The following is a 15,307-nucleotide window of genomic DNA, read 5'->3' on the forward strand; positions in this document are numbered from 1 at the left end:
TTATTCGAAGGGATTAGTTTAATGCCTTGACGTTCCGTCTGAATCACGTAATTTTAGCTTAATGAACCGAAAAGAAGACGACTGAGCCAGATAATTAGCTACATTTGTCTCCCTTTTTTTGATTGAACTCACCGTACTAAGAGAAGTATCCACCGTGAATGGAACGAGCCAACCAGGAATGCAACGTGAAGTAACGACGGTGTGGAATCGCTGTCTGAACGTAATCCGGGAGATCGTACCCGAACAAAGCTTTAAGACGTGGTTCGAGCCGATCGTACCTTTACGTCTTAGTGGCAGCGTGCTGACTATTCAGGTGCCGAGCGAATTTTTCTATGAATGGCTCGAAGAAAACTTTGTGCATGCGCTTCGTAAGGCGTTGGATACGGCCATCGGTCGGGATGGACAGCTCGAATACTCCATAATTGTCGATAAAGGCAACGAGCAGAACCGGCCACTCACGGTAAGCATGCCGACGACCAAAAATCCGCAGACGGCCAAACCCGATAACGTTAATCCCGACATTCTTAAAAGTCCGTTTCAGCTCAAAGACCTGGATTCACTTACGCTGGATTCATACCTCAACCCGACGTATACCTTTGATAATTACGTCGAAGGTGACTGTAATCGACTGGCGAGGTCCGCGGGCTATGCCGTGGCCGAACGACCCGGTGTGACCTCCTTTAACCCGCTGATGATCTACGGGGGAGTAGGACTAGGTAAAACGCACCTGGTGCAGGCTATTGGTAATTACATCAAGAATAATAACCAGGGAAAGTTTGTCCTGTATGTTACGTCGGAGAAGTTCACCAACCAGTTTCTGAACGCTATTCGTACTGATGGTATTCGCGACTTTACGAGCTTCTACATGCAAGTCGACGTGCTGGTGATTGATGACGTACAGTTTCTACAAAAAAAGGAAAAGACGCAGGAAATTTTCTTCCACATCTTCAATCATCTTCACCAATCGGGTAAGCAAATTATCATGACTTCCGACCGGGCACCCAGAGCGTTGGACGGACTGGAGGACCGGCTGCTATCACGGTTTAAATGGGGCTTATCAGCCGATCTGCAAACGCCTGACCTCGAAACGCGTATCGCGATCATTCAGAAAAAGCTGCAGGCCGAAGGCATTTATATTGAAAATAACGTCATTGAATACTTAGCGCATAGTGTTAACACAAACGTTCGGGAGCTGGAAGGCGTCATTGTTTCATTGATGGCGCAGGCATCGCTGAACCGACGCGATATTGACCTTGAGCTGGCTAAAAGCACGCTACGTAGCATTGTTGTCGATTCGGATCGCGAAGTCACGATCGACTCAGTACAAGAGGCTGTCGCTGATTATTTTAACGTTACCATTGCCGACTTGAAAGCGAAAAGCCGTAAACGCGAGCTCGTTCATCCTCGGCAGGTGGCTATGTATTTAGCCAAAGAAAAAACAGATTTGTCGCTCAAGTCCATCGGTTACCACTTTGGCGGACGCGACCACAGCACAGTTATCCACGCGGTACAGACGATCAGCGATCTGGTGGCTAAACACGCCGAAACCCGCGATGCGATTGAGAAGCTGAAAGCGCAGTTCAAATAATTTCGATTCATTCGTATGCCGGCCGAATTGCAATGGCTGACCCGAAGTCAGATTGACGCTTCTGCCTGGGATGCCTGCGTAGCAGCTTCGTTACAACCAATTGTTTACGGGTATTCCTGGTATCTGGATAGTGTACTCCCTGATTCTGGCTGGAAATGGGAGGGGCTGGTCTTGAGCGACGATGCCGGACATTATCGGGCCATAATGCCTGTTCCGTTACGTCGAAAGTGTGTTCTGGGGATTGATTACGACTGGGTTGTCCACCAACCTTTGTTCTGTCAGATGCTGGGCGTTTTTAGCTACGATACCTCTGTCGACATTGATCTGTTCTTGTGTACTCTGTATCAGCGCTACCGTTACTGTTCAACATTAAGCATTAACCGCCAACCGGTTGGCGGTTCACCGTTGGCGTCTTTCCTGATCAAACGTTTAGGTACGCACGTTCTTGATTTGTCAATCGGGTATCAGGCTTTATTTCGAAATTATACGAAGGATCGCAAACTCAATTTGCGACGGGCCAAGGCTGCTCAGTGGGTTGTTATTGATTCATTTGATCCAACCCCTTTAGTAACATTGTTTCGAGCGAATCATGCCGTAGGGATTCCGGGCGGGGTGGCTGAGTGGGCTTATGATACCTTTATCAGTCTGGTGCAGGAGTTACACAGACGTCAACTGATCACCCTGCGCTACGCGACCTATAGTGGACGAATTGAAGCTGGCGCTTTATTCGTTCGCGAAGGCAACCGGGTGATTTATTTGTTTAACGCAGCTTCTGAAGCCGGCCGACGGGGTAATGCCCGAACGCTGCTCATTGACCAGGTACTTCAAGACTATGCCGGAAAACCGATGGTCTTTGATTTTGAAAGCCCGGAGAAGCCGTCTATTGTTAGCTTCTATCGAAGCTTCGGAGCCGTTGAAGAGCCCTTTGAAATGATATGCTGGAGTCGACTGAGCCAGCTTGAGCGTGGCTTGCTACAGGTTAGAAACAAGTTGTGGGCTCGTTGACAGAGCCAGGAATTGCGTTTGTCAACGAGCCCACAAAAGGAATTATCTTCTAGAAGTACCGGAGGGGTTGCTTTAAATTGTTGTTCTGGCGAAGGTCCATGACCATCGAGCCAACCCACAGGTCCACCTCAACTTTAACCGGAATCTTGTTTGTATCGTCGGAAACGAAAATCCGGATTGACTCTTCGTCTTTAAATAGCTTGTTCTGAGGCAGAACAGGATTCAACCGCAGTACATTTATCTTGCCTTGCTTCGTTTTTATTGTGGTTTTTCCACGATACCGGACTTTCATGTTGTAAACGGTGTCGTCGTAAAAAGCGGGCACTTCAAGCACCTGGCCGCTGGTGAGCCGGTTGAAATCAATAGTGCGCAGAAAGTAGTAGCCGCTAATGAAGTCGTGTACATTCTCGGGCACCTTAAACACATCGCGTTCTGTGCGCTCTTCGGCTTTAACCGTATTTGCAGCATGATTGAACGTAATGTTTTCTTCTTTGCGATAGCTGTTTTCCTGTAAGTTACTGTAAAACTTCTGAGGCAGAATCGCTGATGTATCGATGTACGACCGCCAGGTATCGCGGATGCGGGTTACCATGTCAAAGGCACCAACCGTCCGGCCGTCCACGTTAACGCGGTAGCAGGGGCGCTCATTCACTTTGTATAGAGTTGGGCTGACGTCTACAATCGCTTCGGCTGCATTCAGAAAGCCGTAGTGAACTCGGTATTCAAGGTGTTCACCAGGGCCAAAGCTGGTATTTACTACACGCCGGTAAGCATTTAGGGCCGTGAACCCGGACCCTAAAATTGAGACAATGCCGAGGCCAATTAAAAACTTCTTCATAGTAACAACCGCCCGCCCGTTGGGCTTCGTTTACAAAGATGGATAGGTTTCTTTAAGGTATGTTAGATAACGGGTAAAATCACCTCCAAACCGGCTTTCAAATTCCTGCCGAAAACGATTTTGCTGCTTCCGGTAGGTTAGATAGCCAATAAAATACGCATTATTAGGTAGGTTTAGTTTGTTCGACCTCCGTTTTTCTACTAAACGAGCTACTGGTTTGTTACGTTCGTCGGTAATTGTGTCCGACGAGCTAACAATCTGTCGAATCGTCTGCCACTTCAACGAATCTTTGACCATAACCGGTGTCTGAGGTTTAAACGTCCGATACAAACTATCAAGCGTGTGAGTGCCCCGTAGAATATGGTCGTCATAACGTTCGTAAAACTCTTTCGTTGCCAGATAGTCCCGATACGGCACAGATTGCTTTCCATACTTCTGAGCCAGGAACCGCAACGCACCATATTCCCCGACAAAGTCCGCCAAATTCTCGTTGTACTCCAGGCTGTTTTTCACAAACAATGTGCCGTGGGTGAGTTCGTGAATAATTAATTCGGCTAAACTCCCTTCTGTCCGGCCGAGCATATTCGACAGGATAGGTTCTTTGAAAAATCCTAATGTTGAATAAGCTGCCACTTCGTTGATCCGTGTGTCGTAACCTTGCTGTTGCAATAAGGTGTCCGCTTTCATAAGCCGATCCTGGTCAAAGAATCCTTTATACGAAAACGTCCCTAAAATTGGGATTTTGTATTCGACCGGTACAAGCCGGTATTTTTCAGACCCAATCAACATCCACATGAGTGGCTTGCCCTTGAGATCATAAAACGATTCGTAACTACCCGAGGGATCAAGCTTAAGTGAGTCGATGGCAAAACGCTTGATCTCCTGGATAAGTTTTATTTTGTGCTTTAACGAATCGGGGTACGACGGATCAGCGAGGACTTCTGAAACGGGTTTTGTGTTCAGCATAATCTGAAGCTGGCCCTTGGCCTGCATCCATCCATAGTTGACCCATTCCCACTGCCAGATCGCTACTCCGACAAGCACTCCGACGATAATAAGAGCAATTTTTCGGCCCATTGGTTGGAAACCCCTTTGTTAAAACTACACAACAGCGGTAGGCTGTCTGGCCAAGCCTCTTTAAGAAAGTTACTGAAGTATAGTATACTTTGATTTATGGTATCTGTTCAACTATCAGCGAATATAAACTCCACTTGCTTTCGCAATTTAAGGTCCTGTGGAGCCATAACAGCTTTGATTATGAGTGTATTGTGTAAAGGGTTGGTTAAGGTTGAAATAAACGGGGGCGAAGTGCTGCATGTTAATCAGTTGTTGCGCGTCGCTGATTACGGATGCGCAATGGCATTGCCTTAAAACCCGGTCTTGGGCAGATGTTGCCAATTCCATACTACAACTACCCATGTTTCGTCTAAAGCAGGGTCATGAAAGGAATGCAGTGGCTCAAAACCAATCCGTTTATGAGCACGCATTGAACGCGTGTTGCGCTCTGAAATGTCGGTTACCAATAATTGATACCGGTCACTGTACGTAGCGCGATGTTGCTCATACATCCGGTCGAACAACTGCTGGCCCCGGTAGCCATCGGCCACACATACTTGTCCCATAACATAATAAGAGTAGTCAAGTAGGGGCTTACCATCATAATGAAGTTGATCAATAGAGTCAAACAGAGGTAATAGTTCTGGTACGTCTGCTCTGAATTCGGGAAGCATCGTTAAAGCATAACCGACTACTATTTCTCCATCTTTGGCAATGATGCTAGGAGCGTCCTGATTCATACGTAGTAAAACAACTGGGTTGTGCTCAACTGTCACAAAGCCTTGATCTGTTTGTACATCGATAGGTAGGTTCTTACGCAGGTTACGTTGCTGTAAGGCTAAAATGCCTTGTATATCGGCATCGGATTGGACGGTAGTGATAGTAAGCATTCGCTTAGGCGATTGTTTGGGCGGATAGTTTGTTTAAGAAAGCGGAGTCGATCTCGGCACCAATTCCAGGGGCATCAGGCAGTTCAATTTGGTATCCATGGTAGGTAATGCCCCCATAAACGGGATCATCGGCGTGTTCAAAACAGCCATCGAGGTCACAGAAACGGACATTCTGTCGAGCGGCTGCGAAATGCGCATTAGCCGTCAGCGCCAGGCGTGACTCCGACATACAGCCGATCATGCAGGGCACACCAGCGGCTTCCGCTATGGCGTTAATCTTGAGGGCTTCAAAAATTCCCCCGCTTTTTGATAGTTTGATGTTAAAGTAATCAACGGCTTCTTCGCGCACCAGTCGAATGGCGTCGGTCGCATCAAACAATGCCTCGTCGGCCATAATGGGTACGGGTGAATTTCGGCGAATTTGTCGTAATCCCGATACGTCACTACGTTTAATGGGCTGTTCGCAATACTGAACGTTCCAGTCGCCGATAGTTCTTAGTACCGCAGATGCGGTTACGACATCCCAACCCTGATTAGCATCAGTACGGATAGGTGTTTCATCACCAATAGCTTTGCGAATGGCTTCAACCCGCCGAACGTCGTCGCGGAGGTTTGTTCCCAGCTTGACCTTTATTGCCTCTGCGTCTTTAGATTGAATGCGTAGCGCATCTTCTACCATGCGTTCGGGCGTATTTAGATAAATCGTTTCGTCTGTCACCAGCGCTCGTTTTGCTCCCCCTAAGAATTGATATAGTGGCATTTGAGCGGCTTTAGCGGCAATGTCATACAGGGCCATATCAAAAGCCGAGCGGGTTGTCGGGTGACCAGGTAAGTAGCGAGTCAACGTAGTAATACACCCTTCAATATCCAGCGGATTCCGACCGAGTAATAAACGGGCCATGTCCTGAGCCGCGGCTAGCCCAGAAGCCTGTGTTTCGCCGACGATCATCCAGAAGGGCGAGCCTTCACCCCAGCCTGTAATGCCTTCGCTGGTCTGGATTTCAACCAGCAGGTTACGAGCGTGCTCAATCGTGCCGAGCGAAATAGCGATGGGCGCTTTAAGCGGAATATCGTACTGATAGAAGGTAATACTGGAGATAATCACAGGTTCTTATCGATCAGTTCGGTCAGCATGCCTGACGTTTGTAGGCCAATCATACGCTCCTTGGGTTTGCCTTCTTTGAGCAACAACAGGGTCGGAATTTCATCGACCTGGTAATGCTGCATTAATGCTTTGCTGGCGTCGGCATCCGCTTTTACAACCACAAGCTTGCCAGTATACTTTGTTTGTAACTCCTCAATAAGCGGCATCATTTTTTTGCAGGGGGCACACCAGGGCGCATAAAAATCGACCAGCACTAAGCGATTGCTGGTGGCAATCTGTTTCAATTGCTCGGGCGTAACAGCCTTGGCTGATGCATCCGGCGTTACTCCTTCAACCGGCTTCAGCTTGGTCGTCCACTTCAGGTAGCCGCCCTGAAGTTCGTACACATTAGTAAAGCCTTGTTCGCGCATGAGTTTAGCTGCCTCCGCTGAACGACCGCCCGATAGGCAATAGACATACACCGGTTTTGCTTTATCGAGACGGGCCAAATTCTGACCAAAAGCAGCGTCTCTGAAATCAATATTTTTAGCGCCAATCAAATGCCCTCCGTTGAACTCGCCGGGGGTACGTACGTCGAGGAGCTGCGCCGTTGGCTGCTGCTGAAGTTGCGTAGCAAACGCGTCTGGCGCGAGAGACTGTGCACGCACTATGCAGGTGCTCAAGTACAGAAAAATGGCTAGAAAGAATCTAGATCTCATAAGAAGTAGTCTTTAGGTTTCAATTAGGAAACTGGCTCTTATCCAGACCTGGAATAATTCGCAGGGCATTTTTGTAATAAACTTTTTTCAGCACGTCATCAGGCAACGCCATACCGTACATCCGCCAGAAGGCATGGTATTTTTTGTGGTAAGGAAAATACTCGTCGTCCGTCTCCAGCACTCGAAAGTAAGTTGCGTATTCTGATGGCACCCAACTGTCTTTCCCGAACAGAATCCGGTCCTGGTATTTCTCGAAGAATTTGCGGGCCGTTCGTGGCTGACGCCCTAACTCGGCAATGACGGCGCCAATCTCCACATTCATGTTTGGAAACACCCGCATCAGACTGTCCAGTTTGACGAGGTCGTTGGGAAACCAGCCCATATGCGCAGCAATAAAGGTTGTTTTTGGGTGCTTCCGGAATACGTTGTGTTGTTCCTTAATGAGCTGCTCCCACGATACAGGATTGGTATCCGACCGCTTGCGGCCGGGGTGAAGTTTTAACTCGAGCCAGCGCTCGTTATAACGGTCCATCGGGTCCCAGAAGGGTTTTGGATCGGCGGTATGAATCAGTACCGGAATACCTAACTCGCCACATTTGGCCCAGATAGGATCTAGTCGCGGGTCGTCCACCCGAACCCGGTTGCCTTTATCATCTTTAACACTGAAGCCAAGGCTTTTATAGATTTTCAAGCCCCTGGCGCCTTTCTTAACGTCGTCTTCCAGCGTTTTAACGGCCTGTGCTGTCCAACCGTTGTCGTTTACGTTGGCAAAGTTGATGTTCGTGAACAGGGCTATACGCTTTGGGTTCGTTTTCTGAATATTTGTTAAGGCGTTATCAAAAAACTTGGTGCTCTCGGCTGTATTGCTGCTAAAGCCACGTCCACTCAGATTAACCATCAGACCCATGTTCAGGCTATCCATTTGTTTGATGAGCCCCCGCAGGTCGGCGTTGTCCATCTCATACTGGTGGTTGTGGACATCAATGAACGGGTACTTGGCACGACCGAGTTTGTGTTCAGGCACTTTAAGCGTCGATACCGGCTCATACTCCTCAAAGTCGATTGGACCGGCGGGCGTTGACACTTTAGGTTGGGCTAAAACAAGGGTGGTTGCTAACGACAACGAAAACGTAAAGAGCTTGCTAGTGTGTAACAGTGGTTTAGACAAAATCATGCTAATCAATTTAATCGTTTAGATCTAAGTTCTAACAATCAGCGCAACACAGTGAGCCGCAATACCTTCGCCCCGCCCTACAAATCCAATGTGTTCGGAGGTCGTGGCTTTAATGGAAATATCGTCCTCGGGAATGGCCATTACGTCCGCCAGGCAGGTTTTCATAGCCGGAATATGAGGATTGAGTTTTGGCTCCTGAAGAACCACTGTTACGTCTACATTTGACACTTCATAGCTCGCGCTCCGCACCATGCGCAGCACTTCAGCAAGCAGCAGTTTACTGTCGACGCCTTTCCAGCGCGGGTCTTTATCCGAAAAATGATAGCCAATGTTGCGCATGTTGGCGGCTCCCAACAGTGCATCGCACAATACGTGGCAAACGACATCCGCATCGGAATGGCCGACTGGCCCGAATGTGCTCGGAATCTGGATACCGCCCAGCCAGAAGGGTCTGCCTTCTTCCAGGCGGTGAACATCGTACCCTTGTCCTACGCGTATTTTCACAACAGTATATAAACCAAAAATTTAATTGTAGCCCTTTGCGGCAAAATACGACTGAGCTTCCATCAAAAACTGAGTGGCTTGATCAATAGCATCTTGACCATCTTCTAAGGATATATCAAAATCAATCTCGTAATCACCCCCTTGTCGTAGATTAAACAGTTCAGTAACTACAGCGCTATATGTGTCGGCGAAAACACCTGTTTTGATGACCTGTTTTCGAAATTCGGTATGCGCACCTGTATGCGCGTCTTAGGAATTGGCCCATCCGTTGTGTGTAAGAGTGCCATTATACAATCAAACATGGCATAATAAGCACGATTTGAAGCACCATCTGGAAACTTTGCATTCATTAAAATACGGGCTTCTTCTGAATTACTTTCTGCTTTACGCAAATGAGCTATAGCCCGTCTTAGGTCGCTCATAGACAAATGCCTTCCTGCTGTATGGCCCGGTATAGAAGTGTATGGCCCGAAACATATTTTGATATTAATATCGGGAAAATCGATACTTCTACCATGTATTTTAATGATAAGGCACCAATGGCTGAAGCCATACGCCTAACTTCCCGACCAGACTGAACATCGTCTCTCAACACAACCAGATAATCGACATCCGACTCTCCGTGGTAATCACCCCGAGCGTATGAACCGTACAGAATCACCCGGTCGAGCCGGTCACCGTAGAGTTCAGTTAACGCTTGCTTGACTTCCTGCGAAAGGGCCTGTAGTTGATCGGCCGTGAGTGGCTTTGGATCGTATGTGATTTGCATTGGACGACTGACTATCAGATTAAAACTAACTATCCCGCCGGTAATACAAGGTCGAACAATTTTCTTTACGTAATACTTGGCGTGCCATTGCCTGTATATCCTCAGGGGTAATTGCCTGAATCAAAGCTGCCTCCTGATTCACTAACTCGGGGTCGCCCGCGTTCGCAGCAAAGGCAAGGTTCATGGCTCGATTTAGTAATTCCACTTCTGAAAACGCCAACGTTGCCTCCGCCTGATTCTTTACTTTGGACAACTCTTCGTCGGGCACTTGCTGGTCAATAAATTCCTGCACAACGGCTTCAACGGCGGCATCTGCTTCTTCGAGTGTAACACCTTCATTTAATGTTCCCTGCACAACCAATAAACCTGGGTCGACCGATGAGGTGATGTAAGCACCGACATTACTGAAGAGCGGGTTGTCGCGCAACAGTCTCTGATACAATCGGGACGACTTACTGCGCCCCAGCATATCACTTAACAAATCAGCGGTCTGAAAACCTGGGTCAAAACGCCCCGGCATGTGATACGCTTTGTACAAACCGTTTAGTGGCACTCTAGCCGATGTTTCCAGCTTCCGGGCCTCCGTCTGCCTGGGTTCATGGGGTAGTTGACGAATGTACTGTTCGCCCGCCGGAATAGGCGCAAACCATTTCGCGCATAGCTGCTTTACCTGTTCAACCGTTACGTTGCCGGCCACCACCAGGATCGCGTTGTTAGGCAGATAATACTTGAAGAAGAACGATCTGACGTCGTCTAGCGTGGCATTTTCAATATGGCTGATGTCCTTACCAATCGTAGCCCAGCGATAGGGATGGTGTTGGTAAGCCAAAGGGCGTAGCTTTAACCAAACATCGCCGTAGGGCTGGTTGAGGTAACGCTGCTTAAACTCTTCAATCACGACTTTTTGTTGCACGTCCAACACTTGCGGATCGAACGAAAGACTCAGCATTCGGTCCGATTCGAGCCAGAAGGCCGTTTCCAGGTTGGCGGCTGGTAACGTAATGTAATAGTTAGTAATGTCGGGACTGGTGAAGGCGTTATTTTCGCCCCCAACTTTTTGCAGCGGTTCGTCGTAGCTTGGAATGTGCCGCGATCCGCCAAACATCAGGTGTTCAAACAGATGGGCAAAGCCGGTTCGGCCTGGATCTTCATCCCGCGACCCTACGTTATATAAAATATTGACAGCTGCTATCGGCGTCGACTCGTCTTCATGAACGAATACCCGCAGGCCGTTGTCCAGAACAAATTGCTCGTAATGAATCATGGATAAAAACTTTTGCGTATAGCCCTCGTTAGATAATACGCACTTAACAAAAGTACGGTTCCAGCCGTACAGAATCAAACGACATACTTTGGTACCAATGTTATCAGCCCTGAAAAGATGGGGCCTTTTTGCCGGTTTATTCCTGTTATCATTCTTCAGTCGGGCGCAGGTGATGACTGATCCAGCTGCACAACAGACCGTGTTGAAAGCACTGGATGCTATTTATAATTTTGAATTTATGGAAGCTGAGGGCCTGATTCGTCAACTGCAGGCACGTTACCCACAACACCCGATTGGGCCGATCCTGCGGGCTACGCAACTGGAATTGCAGTACCTGCCCTTGCACGAAAATAAGGTAGCCACAACTCAGTTTATTCAAGCCGCTAATCAGGGGCTGGAGCTGGCCAGGAAACTATTAGCTAAGCGTGAAGATGATCCTGAGGGGGTATTTTTTGCCCTGACAGCGCATAGTTATCTGGCTTCGTTGTACAATAACCAGGGCGAATCAATGAAAGCTGTAAGCGAGTCGAAGAAGTCATACAGCTACCTTAAAGACGGCTTTACGTTGATGGACAAAAGCCCCGATTTCTACTTCACTACGGGCTTATATAATTATTACGTCGAACGATACCCCATGGACCATCCGATTGTTCGGCCGTTCATGATTTTCTTCGATGACGGCGATATGGGTCAGGGATTGAAGCAAATGGATACAGCTACTAAAAGAGGCCTTTTCATGCGTGCTGGAGCCAACTATTATTTAGCTCATATTCTGTTAAAACACGAGATCCAGCCTAATCGAGCCGTTACTTATACAAAATACCTGGCCGACAAGTATCCCAATAATCCACTGTTTGGAATGGTCAACGTCGAAGCGCTGCTTTTGGCAGGCCGTTATGCCGATGCCCGGCCTTATTTGCAACGCCTGAAGCAGATGGACAATAAACTTGTGCCGATGGCGGTCAATACGTTCGAGGGAATGTTGGCTGAGTACGCGGATAAAAATGATAGAGAAGCTGCCGAGTCATACCAGACGGCACTGAAGCAAAAGTATAATGACCCGTACACAAAAGAGTATCATGCGTTTGCCTACGCCGGTTTGGCGCGAATTGCAGCCCGGGCTAACGATCCGAACCGCGCCAAGATAAACTACAAAAAAGCGTTGACTGTAGCCCAATATAAAGGCGTGATCAAAGAAGCAAAGGCGTATAAATAATCTGCCCAATCCCGGTCTAATAATCAACTTCCAGATTCAGGACCTTTCGTAGTTCAAGCAAGGCCGGATTTTTCTCGGCCATGAAATTAAATTTGTCCTGCGAACTATAAATCATCTTCTTGACCTCCTGCACCGTGACTTTGTGCTCGAGCTGAATCTGACTGTTTTGTAACTGATCACGCAGATAGCCTAAAAGTTCGGGCTTTAATTCGGTTAGATAACCAACCTGTAATGTATTGTCGAGCGTGATGTGAATGGTCGTCCCATCGAGCGTTATGGTTCGATTCAGAATTAACTGCTCACTAGCCGAGTCATTCTGTTGATGACGAAGCCGGGCAAACGCCGACCAGGCCGCCTGCAATTGCTCGAAGATGAACGGCTTGTCAGGGCGAACCGGCGCTACTACCGCTACCGGCTCATCGCTATTCGTTGGTTGGACGGGGCCTGTAGTCAAAGCCACAGTAGACCGTAACCGGCTACTGGCCGGGCGGGTAGGTGGCGCAATATGAGGTTTGGCCGCTACGCTCGCTGTTGCTATTCCGTTGGTTGGAGTTGCATGGCCGTTTTGGCCAGCTCCGTTGGTGCCATTTGTTGGAGTCCCGTTTGCTGGTGCTGCCGGACGGTAACCATTTGCTGGCTCACTGGTAATCGGATGGCTCTCGATTAACCGGCTACTAGGCGAGGGTTGTGGTTGGACGGGCGTTGGTTCGACGTTTTTTTTTTCGTCCACCGAGTGATCGGCGATTAAGCTTTCGCTGATCCGTAAACCGTTGAGCGGCAAATCGGGCAGGGCGTTCCAGTCCAGCAGATTTCGCAGATTGGCCAGCTTCATCAGCCACAATTCCGTATGCAGCCGTTGGTCTTTGGCCTGCTTATAGTTCATGTCGCACTGCCCACCCAGGCTCAGGGCTGATAGCAAAAACGACATCGGTGCCCGCGCCGACTGGTCGAGGTATTGCCGACGAACGTTTTCGGTTACTTGTAGCAGTTGCACCGTGGCGGCATCCTTGCAAACCAGCAAATCGCGGAAGTGGCGGCACAAACCCACCACAAACTGATGCCCGTCGAAGCCTTTTCGCAGGATTTCATCTACCGTTAGCAAGCTTTGCGGAAGGTTACCGGCTAGCAGCTGATCGGTTAATTTGAAGTAATAATCATAGTCGAGGATATGGAGATTATCCAGCACCTCTTTATATCGAATGATCCGGTCGGCCGCAAACGTTACGTTCAGGTCGAACATTGATAGCGCATCGCGCAAACCACCGTCGGCTTTCTGGGCAATCAGGTCCAGCGCTTCGGATTCGGCCGTGATGCCTTCTTTCTGAGCAATGCTTGCCAAGTGATCAGCGATGTGCTGCGGCTGAATTCGGTTGAAGTCAAAAATCTGGCAACGCGACAGAATTGTCGGCAGGATTTTGTGCTTCTCCGTCGTCGCCAAAATAAAAATAGCGTAGGAGGGAGGCTCCTCCAGCGTTTTCAGGAAGGCATTAAAAGCCGCCGACGAGAGCATATGCACCTCGTCAATAATATAAATCTTGTATTTGCCCGATTGGGGCGGATAGCGGACCTGGTCAATCAGATTACGAATGTCCTCAACCGAGTTGTTCGAAGCTGCATCTAACTCATGAATGTTAAAGGACGCATTCTGGGTAAAGCTCACGCACGACTCGCATTGGTCGCAGGCTTCTCCTTCAGGGGTTAAGTTTTGGCAATTGATGGTCTTGGCTAAGATCCGGGCACAAGTCGTTTTACCAACTCCGCGCGGCCCGCAGAACAGAAACGCCGACGCTAAGTGATTGGTCTTAATTGCGTTCTTAAGTGTGGTAGTAATGTGCTCCTGCCCTACAACGGTGTCGAAGGTGGCGGGGCGGTACTTGCGGGCCGAGACCACGAAATTTTCCATACTCAAAGTTAGCAATTGAGGGTCGGATTTCAAATGGCGGAGTCAGCGCAGTACGTGTAATGAGTGGAGTAATACAGTGGGTGTAATCAGTATGATGCTGTAGGTCAGGTGATACCGTTCACAAAGAGGTTATCTTATCCTTAAGATGCCCATAAAGAACTAGTGTTTCATGCTGGTAGATTTTCCTAATTGGTCGAGTGCCGCTCGGAAGCCTTTAGCTAGTTCCGGCGCCGGGCCAGTACCGTAATAATGTAAAAAGATCGTTCGGGGCTGTTCCTCCAACATGTGGTGGTGGATGGCTACTACATCGAGCTTATGACTCCTCAGCACACGAACCACGTTATTTACTTCTCCTTCCAACATGGCAATGTCGCCCGCAATATGGGCAGCATCCTGTTTGCCAGCGAAGGAGGCCCAGGAATTTAGCCCGATAGCAGCTGTCATTTCAGCACCCATGGCTACAATCTGCACGTCATCACGACCCACAGTGTACTTGTAAGTGGGACCGTTGACCACGCCTTTATACTTAACCAGATCGTCTAGCGTAGTTAGGTCGAACAACTCCTTGCCCGTCTGAGGAGCGTTGGCGGGTGCTGGGGTCGCATTGTTGCCCGATTGTGCCGTCGGGGACGTAGCAGTTTGGGATTGATTGGCCGGAAAAAGCTTCGTGTTCCCAATGGCTGCTGCGTATTTGGTTGCCAACTCAGTTGTAGTGCCCACACCGTGCAGGTGCATGTAGAAAATGCGTGGTTGTTCGTAAAAAAAGTGATTATGAATTGCGCCCACTTCTAGGCCAGCTGCATGAGTAGCGTCGATTAGAGGATTTACTTCGCTTTCTAGAAGTACCGTATCACTCATCATGACGGTCTGTCGGCCGTCAAGCGTTTTTTTGAAGGAGACCCAGCCGCCAAATCCGAACGGAATCGGCACGGATTCCCCCTTGATCGTAACTTTTAGATCATTGCGGGGCAGGGGTACGGTGTATGTAGCTTGTGACTCAACGTAGGTGCCCTTTTTACCCAGAGCCTTGGCAATTGCGTCTTGCTCATCCACGGGTAGGGCAGGCGTTTTGCCGGTAGGCAACGTGTCAGTCAGGGGTGAACCGCAAAGGGGAATCGTACCCGCCAGGGCAGCAGCTTGCAGAAAGTTACGTCGAATCATGAGTAGCTATAATTAATTCACAAGGATAAGGCTACTCTCAGGCGAAAAATAGAACAGATTTAACTATTTGTACCTCCTTTACCTTTTGTGCTGATTTTGGGTGGTGGTTAGACCAAGTGAGTTTTGCCCTGTTTTT

The 15,307-nt window shown here is 48.6% G+C and carries 15 protein-coding genes; 3 read left to right on the forward strand and 12 right to left on the reverse strand.

The window, feature by feature from the left end; genetic code table 11:
* Positions 1 to 178: 178 nt before the first annotated feature.
* Both dnaA and ACFSUS_RS13555 read left to right on the forward strand, forming a co-directional pair.
* Positions 179 to 1,588, forward strand: a complete 1,410-nt coding sequence (dnaA, locus tag ACFSUS_RS13550; protein WP_381523387.1) for a chromosomal replication initiator protein DnaA — start codon at positions 179 to 181, stop codon at positions 1,586 to 1,588.
* A gap of 15 nt (positions 1,589 to 1,603) precedes the next feature.
* On the forward strand, positions 1,604 to 2,593 hold the full coding sequence (locus tag ACFSUS_RS13555) for a GNAT family N-acetyltransferase (protein ID WP_381523388.1): 990 nt from the start codon (positions 1,604 to 1,606) through the stop codon (positions 2,591 to 2,593).
* A gap of 49 nt (positions 2,594 to 2,642) precedes the next feature.
* On the opposite strand, the gene ACFSUS_RS13560 is transcribed toward ACFSUS_RS13555, so the two are convergent.
* The 10 genes from ACFSUS_RS13560 to ACFSUS_RS13605 form a co-directional block, all read right to left on the reverse strand.
* Positions 2,643 to 3,431: a DUF3108 domain-containing protein gene (locus ACFSUS_RS13560; RefSeq protein WP_381523390.1), complete on the reverse strand. Its 789-nt coding sequence runs from the start codon at positions 3,429 to 3,431 to the stop codon at positions 2,643 to 2,645.
* Between the two features lie 30 nt (positions 3,432 to 3,461).
* A complete protein-coding gene (locus tag ACFSUS_RS13565; RefSeq protein ID WP_381523392.1) occupies positions 3,462 to 4,508 on the reverse strand; it encodes an aminopeptidase in 1,047 nt (348 codons plus the stop codon).
* Positions 4,509 to 4,798: 290 nt separating this feature from the next.
* Positions 4,799 to 5,377 (reverse strand): GNAT family N-acetyltransferase, encoded by a 579-nt coding sequence (locus tag ACFSUS_RS13570; protein WP_381523394.1) that lies wholly within the window; start codon positions 5,375 to 5,377, stop codon positions 4,799 to 4,801.
* Between the two features lie 4 nt (positions 5,378 to 5,381).
* Complete coding sequence (locus ACFSUS_RS13575; RefSeq protein ID WP_381523395.1) at positions 5,382 to 6,482, reverse strand: mandelate racemase/muconate lactonizing enzyme family protein; 1,101 nt, start codon at positions 6,480 to 6,482, stop codon at positions 5,382 to 5,384.
* Complete coding sequence (trxA, locus tag ACFSUS_RS13580; protein ID WP_381523397.1) at positions 6,479 to 7,180, reverse strand: thioredoxin; 702 nt, start codon at positions 7,178 to 7,180, stop codon at positions 6,479 to 6,481. Before trxA ends, ACFSUS_RS13575 begins: the two co-directional genes overlap by 4 nt.
* 19 nt (positions 7,181 to 7,199) lie before the next feature.
* On the reverse strand, positions 7,200 to 8,354 hold the full coding sequence (locus ACFSUS_RS13585; RefSeq protein ID WP_381523399.1) for an amidohydrolase family protein: 1,155 nt from the start codon (positions 8,352 to 8,354) through the stop codon (positions 7,200 to 7,202).
* 24 nt (positions 8,355 to 8,378) lie between these two features.
* Positions 8,379 to 8,858: a 2-C-methyl-D-erythritol 2,4-cyclodiphosphate synthase gene (ispF, locus tag ACFSUS_RS13590; RefSeq protein WP_381523401.1), complete on the reverse strand. Its 480-nt coding sequence runs from the start codon at positions 8,856 to 8,858 to the stop codon at positions 8,379 to 8,381.
* 167 nt (positions 8,859 to 9,025) lie between these two features.
* A complete protein-coding gene (locus ACFSUS_RS13595; protein WP_381523403.1) occupies positions 9,026 to 9,280 on the reverse strand; it encodes a HEPN domain-containing protein in 255 nt (84 codons plus the stop codon).
* A complete protein-coding gene (locus ACFSUS_RS13600; protein ID WP_381523405.1) occupies positions 9,277 to 9,627 on the reverse strand; it encodes a nucleotidyltransferase domain-containing protein in 351 nt (116 codons plus the stop codon). The genes ACFSUS_RS13595 and ACFSUS_RS13600 overlap by 4 nt, the downstream gene beginning before the upstream one ends.
* A 25-nt stretch (positions 9,628 to 9,652) precedes the next feature.
* Positions 9,653 to 10,891, reverse strand: coding sequence for a M16 family metallopeptidase (locus tag ACFSUS_RS13605; protein WP_381523406.1), 1,239 nt, complete (start codon positions 10,889 to 10,891; stop codon positions 9,653 to 9,655).
* 97 nt (positions 10,892 to 10,988) lie between these two features.
* Between ACFSUS_RS13605 and ACFSUS_RS13610 the strand changes: the two genes are divergently transcribed.
* A complete protein-coding gene (locus ACFSUS_RS13610; protein WP_381523408.1) occupies positions 10,989 to 12,107 on the forward strand; it encodes a tetratricopeptide repeat protein in 1,119 nt (372 codons plus the stop codon).
* A gap of 16 nt (positions 12,108 to 12,123) precedes the next feature.
* On the opposite strand, the gene ACFSUS_RS13615 is transcribed toward ACFSUS_RS13610, so the two are convergent.
* Together ACFSUS_RS13615 and ACFSUS_RS13620 are read right to left on the reverse strand one after the other, a co-directional pair.
* Positions 12,124 to 14,010, reverse strand: coding sequence for a DNA polymerase III subunit gamma/tau (locus ACFSUS_RS13615; RefSeq protein WP_381523409.1), 1,887 nt, complete (start codon positions 14,008 to 14,010; stop codon positions 12,124 to 12,126).
* A 159-nt stretch (positions 14,011 to 14,169) separates the two neighbouring features.
* On the reverse strand, positions 14,170 to 15,171 hold the full coding sequence (locus ACFSUS_RS13620) for a DUF1259 domain-containing protein (protein ID WP_381523411.1): 1,002 nt from the start codon (positions 15,169 to 15,171) through the stop codon (positions 14,170 to 14,172).
* Positions 15,172 to 15,307 lie beyond the last annotated feature (136 nt).

The sequence above is a fragment of the Spirosoma soli genome, from assembly GCF_042684525.1.
Classification (GTDB): Bacteria; Bacteroidota; Bacteroidia; order Cytophagales; family Spirosomataceae; genus Spirosoma; species Spirosoma soli.

Bases quoted from the DNA above. Each gene is read 5' to 3' on its own strand.
- dnaA (WP_381523387.1), top strand. From the start codon at position 179: ATGCAACGTGAAGTAACGACGGTGTGGAATCGCTGTCTGAACGTAATC.
- ACFSUS_RS13555 (WP_381523388.1), top strand. From the start codon at position 1,604: ATGCCGGCCGAATTGCAATGGCTGACCCGAAGTCAGATTGACGCTTCT.
- ACFSUS_RS13560 (WP_381523390.1), bottom strand. From the start codon at position 3,431: ATGAAGAAGTTTTTAATTGGCCTCGGCATTGTCTCAATTTTAGGGTCC.
- ACFSUS_RS13565 (WP_381523392.1), bottom strand. From the start codon at position 4,508: ATGGGCCGAAAAATTGCTCTTATTATCGTCGGAGTGCTTGTCGGAGTA.
- ACFSUS_RS13570 (WP_381523394.1), bottom strand. From the start codon at position 5,377: ATGCTTACTATCACTACCGTCCAATCCGATGCCGATATACAAGGCATT.
- trxA (WP_381523397.1), bottom strand. From the start codon at position 7,180: ATGAGATCTAGATTCTTTCTAGCCATTTTTCTGTACTTGAGCACCTGC.
- ACFSUS_RS13585 (WP_381523399.1), bottom strand. From the start codon at position 8,354: ATGATTTTGTCTAAACCACTGTTACACACTAGCAAGCTCTTTACGTTT.
- ACFSUS_RS13595 (WP_381523403.1), bottom strand. From the start codon at position 9,280: ATGAGCGACCTAAGACGGGCTATAGCTCATTTGCGTAAAGCAGAAAGT.
- ACFSUS_RS13600 (WP_381523405.1), bottom strand. From the start codon at position 9,627: ATGCAAATCACATACGATCCAAAGCCACTCACGGCCGATCAACTACAG.
- ACFSUS_RS13605 (WP_381523406.1), bottom strand. From the start codon at position 10,891: ATGATTCATTACGAGCAATTTGTTCTGGACAACGGCCTGCGGGTATTC.
- ACFSUS_RS13610 (WP_381523408.1), top strand. From the start codon at position 10,989: ATGTTATCAGCCCTGAAAAGATGGGGCCTTTTTGCCGGTTTATTCCTG.
- ACFSUS_RS13615 (WP_381523409.1), bottom strand. From the start codon at position 14,010: ATGGAAAATTTCGTGGTCTCGGCCCGCAAGTACCGCCCCGCCACCTTC.
- ACFSUS_RS13620 (WP_381523411.1), bottom strand. From the start codon at position 15,171: ATGATTCGACGTAACTTTCTGCAAGCTGCTGCCCTGGCGGGTACGATT.